We start from the raw sequence: 4,371 nt of genomic DNA on the forward strand, positions 1-4,371 counted from the left end.
CACCCCGGGCTTCGGCGGCGGTGGCGGCATCCAGCCGCCCCAGCCGGGCATGCCCGGCCCCCCGGGACCGGCCGGACCTCCTCCTGCTGCGCCGCCGTACGCGTCTCCGTACGGCCCCCACCCCGCGTTGTGCGACATTCCCCGCTCCCTGTGTCCTGCTTCTCGCCCCCGACCGGTGACCGGAACACGCTATAGGGGCTGGACGTGCCAAGAACATCGGCCTGCAGTGTACGGGCGTACGCATCGCTGTGTACGCTCGTACGCATGGGTTACGGACTGCTCGCGGGCGCCATCGCGGCGGAGATACTCGCCACCACCTCGATGAAGTACAGCGAGGGCTTCAGCAGGCTCTGGCCCTCCCTCCTCACCGGTGCCGGCTATCTCGTCTCCTTCGTGCTCCTCGCCCGGGCGCTCAAGACGCTCCAGGTCGGCACCGCCTACGCCATCTGGTCCGGGGTCGGCACCGCCGTCGTCGCCGCGATCGGCTACCTCTTCCTCGGCGAGAGCCTGGGCGTCGCCAAGATCGCCGGAATCCTCCTCATCATCGCCGGGGTCGTCGTCCTCAACCTCGGCGGCGCGCACTGATGGCACGGCCCCGCAGGCACGACCCCGACCGGCGCGAGCGGATCGTCGACGCCGCGCTCGCCGTCGTCGGCCGCGCCGGGATCGCCGGCCTCAGCCATCGCACGGTGGCCGCCGAGGCCGACGTGCCGCTCGGCTCCACCACGTACCACTTCGCCTCCCTCGACGAACTCCTCGTCGCGGCGCTCCACCGGGTCAACGGCACCTTCGGCGCCCGCCTCCGGCAGGGGCCCGAGATCGCCGCGCCCGATCTGGCCGCCGGTCTGGCCTCGCTCATGGGGGAGTGGCTGTCCACCGAACGCACCGGCGTCGAGCTGGAGTACGAGCTCTACCTCGCCGCCCTGCGCCGCCCCGCCCTGCGTCCCGTCGCCGCCGAATGGGTCGACGAGGTCGTCTCCGTCCTCGCCCCGCGCACCGGACCCGTCACCGCCCGCGCCCTGGTCGCCCTCATGGACGGCATCAGCCTCCAGGTGCTGCTCACCGGCGCCCCGTACGACGAGGGGTACGCCCGGGAGATGCTGGCCCGGATCCTGAACGAAGACCCGAAACGACAGGCCGGGACCTCGTCGGAACCGCCCACGGACCCGACCGACACCTGAGACCGGTTGGCCCGGGCCGGGGCCCGCCCGTTAGGTTTTCCGTCATGACCACTGCTCCTCGCACCACCGGCGCCGTCGCCGCCGGCCTCGCCACCATCGCCGGCGACGGCACCGTTCTCGACACCTGGTTCCCCGCCCCCGAGCTGACCGAAGCGGCCGGCCCCGCCGGCACCGAGCGCCTCACCCCCGACGAGGCAGCGGGCGCCCTCGGCGAGGGCGCCGCCAAGGCCCTCGGCGTGGACGCCCGCCGGGGCGTCGAGGTGGTCGCCGTCCGCACCGTCATCGCCTCGCTCGACGAGAAGCCGCTCGACGCCCACGACGCCTACCTGCGCCTCCACCTGCTGAGCCACCGGCTGGTCAAGCCGCACGGCCAGAGCCTGGACGGCGTCTTCGGCCTGCTCGCCAACGTCGCCTGGACCTCGCTCGGCCCGGTCGCCGTCGACGACATCGAGAAGGTCCGGCTCAACGCCCGCGCCGAGGGCCTGCACCTGCAGGTGACCTCGATCGACAAGTTCCCGCGCATGACCGACTACGTCGTGCCCGCCGGGGTCCGCATCGCCGACGCCGACCGCGTCCGCCTCGGCGCGCACCTCGCCGCCGGCACCACCGTCATGCACGAGGGCTTCGTCAACTTCAACGCCGGCACCCTGGGCACCTCGATGGTCGAGGGCCGCATCTCCGCCGGCGTCGTCGTCGGCAACGGCTCCGACATCGGCGGCGGCGCCTCCACCATGGGCACCCTGTCCGGCGGCGGCAACGTGATCATCTCGATCGGCGAGCGCTGCCTGATCGGCGCCGAGGCGGGCGTCGGCATCGCGCTGGGCGACGAGTGCGTCGTCGAGGCCGGTCTGTACGTCACGGCCGGCACCCGGGTGACCATGCCCGACGGCCAGATCGTGAAGGCCCGCGAGCTCTCCGGCGGCGACAACATCCTCTTCCGCCGCAACTCGGTCACCGGCGCCGTCGAGGCCCGCCCGAACAACGCGGTCTGGGGCGGGCTCAACGAGATCCTGCACAGCCACAACTGATCCGGCGACTCCGCGGTCAGCAGAACGCGGAGTCCGCCCGGAGCAGCGCCTCGTGCGCCGTCCGCAGCCCGTCGGCCGTCTCCCGGTCGGCGGGCTGCAGCGGTTCGCGCACCGGGCCGCCGAGCAGCGCCTTCGCGGTCACCGTGCCCGGCAGACCCGAGGCCATCATCAGCTCGACCAGCGGCAGGAGTTCGGCGTTGAGGCGGGCCGCGCCCGCGGTGTCGCCCGCGTCGAAGGCGTCCAGGACCGCGCGCAGCCGGCGCGGCGCCACGTTCGCCACCGTACTGACGTAACCGGCGCCGCCCACCGCGTACAGCGGCAGGTTCAGCTCCTCGCTGCCCGAGTAGTACGCGAGCCCCGTCTCCGCGATCAGCCGGGCCGAGCCGAGCAGGTCGTTCGCGCAGTCCTTCACCGCCACGATCCGCGGGTGCGCGGCGAGCCGCCGCATCGTCGCGGGCTCGACCCGGGTGCCGGTGCGGCCGGGGATGTCGTAGACCATCACCGGAAGCCCGGTCGCGTCCGCGACCTTCAGGAAGTGAGCCTCGACGGCCGCCTGCGGAGGACGGCTGTAGTACGGGGTGACGACGAGCAGCCCGTCCGCGCCCGCCTCCTCGGCCTGCCGGGCGAGCTCCGCGGTGTGCCGGGTGTCGGCGGTGCCGACGCCCGCGACGACCGCCGGGCCGGGGCCGACCGCGTCCCGCACCGCGCGGATCAGCGCGGCCTTCTCCGCGTCCGTGGTGGTCGGGGACTCCCCCGTCGTGCCGTTGAGGACCAGACCGTCGCAGCCCTCCGCGACGAGCCGGGTGGCGAGCCCGCGCGCCGCGTCCAGGTCGAGGCCACCGGTGGCGTCGAACGGGGTGACCATCGCGCAGAGGGCGCGCCCGAAGGGGCGTTCAGTGTTCATTCGGGAAGTCTGTGCGCAAGCGACCGTGAAGGTCCACTTAGATCTACTTGGTTCGAGAATTCAGTTTCTGTGAACGATGCCGTCTGGCATGATCGGCCGGGCGCGACAGGGGGACATGGAGAAGAACGCACATGAGCGAACAGCGCGTCGCACTCGTCACCGGCTCGTCCTCGGGCATCGGAGCGGCCGTCGCCCGACGGCTCGCCGACGCCGGCTACCGGGTCGTCGTCAACTCCGGGCGCTCGGTCGAAGCGGGCAAGGCCCTCGCCGCCGAACTGCCGGACGCCGTCTACGTCCAGGCCGACGTCTCCGACGAGGCCCAGGCCGCCGGGCTCGTCGCGGCCGCCGTGGAGGCGTACGGCCGCCTCGACCTCCTCGTCAACTGCGCGGGCACCACCCGGTTCATCCCGCACGACGACCTCGAAACCGCCTCGCCCGAGGTCTGGCGCCACCTCTACGACGTCAACGTCATCGGCGTCTGGCAGACCGTCACCGCCGCCGTCCCGCACCTGCGGAAGACCCGCGGCAACATCGTGACGATCTCCTCCCAGGCCGGCGTCCGGCCGGGCGGCAGCTCCATCCCGTACTCCGTCTCCAAGGCCGCCGTCAACCACATGACGAAGCTCCTCGCCAAGACCCTCGGCCCCGACATCCGCGTCAACGCGGTCGCGCCCGGCCTCATCGACACCCCCTGGTTCGACGGGGTGGAGGGCGCCGACGCCGCCAAGGAACACGTCGCCGGGGTCGTCCCGCTGCGCCGCGTCGGCCGTCCCGAGGACATCGCCGGGGCCGTCTTCGACCTCGCCCACGCCTCGTACATCACGGGAGAGATCCTCCTCGTCGACGGTGGCGGGCACCTGCTGGGCTAGAGCGCCAGCTTGAAGCCGTCGTGGCTGCGGGCGAAGCCCAGCGAGGCGTAGAAGCGGTGGGCGTCCGTCCGCCGCTTGTTGCTGGTCAGCTGGACGAGCGCGCAGCCGCGCTCCTTCGCCCGCGCCACGGCCCGCTCCATCAGCTCCCGGCCGAGCCCGCAGCCCCGCCGGTCGGCCCTGATCCGGACCGCCTCGATCAGGGCCCGCTCGGCGCCGCCCTTGCCGAGCCCCGGGATGTACGTGGCCTGGAGGCAGCCCAGGACGAGATCCCCCTCCACCAGGACGAGCATCTCGTTGCGCGGATCGGCCTCGATGTCCGCGAAGGCCCGCTCGTACGCCTCGCCGACGACGACCGAGCCGGGGTCCACGACCTCGTCCTCGTCGGCGAG

Annotated in this window: 6 protein-coding genes; 4 read left to right on the top strand and 2 right to left on the bottom strand. The window is 73.0% G+C overall.

Annotated elements, in window-relative coordinates; genetic code table 11:
• The first annotated feature begins 264 nt into the window (after window positions 1-264).
• From CCN56_RS36515 to dapD, 3 genes are read left to right on the top strand one after another with little or no spacing between them, the layout of a single operon-like run.
• A complete protein-coding gene (locus CCN56_RS36515) occupies window positions 265-585 on the top strand; it encodes a multidrug efflux SMR transporter (protein WP_041133723.1) in 321 nt (106 codons plus the stop codon).
• Window positions 585-1,181, top strand: a complete 597-nt coding sequence (locus tag CCN56_RS36520; RefSeq protein ID WP_086832036.1) for a TetR/AcrR family transcriptional regulator — start codon at window positions 585-587, stop codon at window positions 1,179-1,181. Before CCN56_RS36515 ends, CCN56_RS36520 begins: the two co-directional genes overlap by 1 nt.
• Before the next feature lie 44 nt (window positions 1,182-1,225).
• The gene (gene dapD, locus CCN56_RS36525; protein WP_086832037.1) at window positions 1,226-2,209 is read left to right on the top strand and encodes a 2,3,4,5-tetrahydropyridine-2,6-dicarboxylate N-succinyltransferase; all 984 of its coding nucleotides are present in this window, start codon (window positions 1,226-1,228) and stop codon (window positions 2,207-2,209) included.
• Window positions 2,210-2,225: 16 nt separating this feature from the next.
• On the opposite strand, the gene dapA is transcribed toward dapD, so the two are convergent.
• Entirely contained in the window at window positions 2,226-3,113 is an 888-nt protein-coding gene (dapA, locus tag CCN56_RS36530) for a 4-hydroxy-tetrahydrodipicolinate synthase (RefSeq protein ID WP_086832038.1), read from the bottom strand.
• Window positions 3,114-3,244: 131 nt separating this feature from the next.
• Between dapA and CCN56_RS36535 the strand changes: the two genes are divergently transcribed.
• Window positions 3,245-3,982, top strand: coding sequence for an SDR family NAD(P)-dependent oxidoreductase (locus tag CCN56_RS36535; RefSeq protein ID WP_086832039.1), 738 nt, complete (start codon window positions 3,245-3,247; stop codon window positions 3,980-3,982).
• On the opposite strand, the gene CCN56_RS36540 is transcribed toward CCN56_RS36535, so the two are convergent.
• Window positions 3,979-4,371 (bottom strand): GNAT family N-acetyltransferase (locus CCN56_RS36540; RefSeq protein ID WP_107484279.1); only part of this gene is annotated, 393 nt, incomplete at its 5' end. The genes CCN56_RS36535 and CCN56_RS36540 overlap by 4 nt on opposite strands.

The sequence above is a fragment of the Streptomyces sp. NRRL B-24572 genome, from assembly GCF_002156145.1.
GTDB lineage: Bacteria > Actinomycetota > Actinomycetes > Streptomycetales > Streptomycetaceae > Streptomyces > Streptomyces vietnamensis.

What these genes read in the sequence shown, in the direction of transcription:
- CCN56_RS36535 (WP_086832039.1), top strand. Translation starts at nt 3,245, where the DNA reads ATGAGCGAACAGCGCGTCGCACTCGTCACCGGCTCGTCCTCGGGCATC.
- CCN56_RS36520 (WP_086832036.1), top strand. Translation starts at nt 585, where the DNA reads ATGGCACGGCCCCGCAGGCACGACCCCGACCGGCGCGAGCGGATCGTC.
- CCN56_RS36515 (WP_041133723.1), top strand. Translation starts at nt 265, where the DNA reads ATGGGTTACGGACTGCTCGCGGGCGCCATCGCGGCGGAGATACTCGCC.
- dapA (WP_086832038.1), bottom strand. Translation starts at nt 3,113, where the DNA reads ATGAACACTGAACGCCCCTTCGGGCGCGCCCTCTGCGCGATGGTCACC.
- dapD (WP_086832037.1), top strand. Translation starts at nt 1,226, where the DNA reads ATGACCACTGCTCCTCGCACCACCGGCGCCGTCGCCGCCGGCCTCGCC.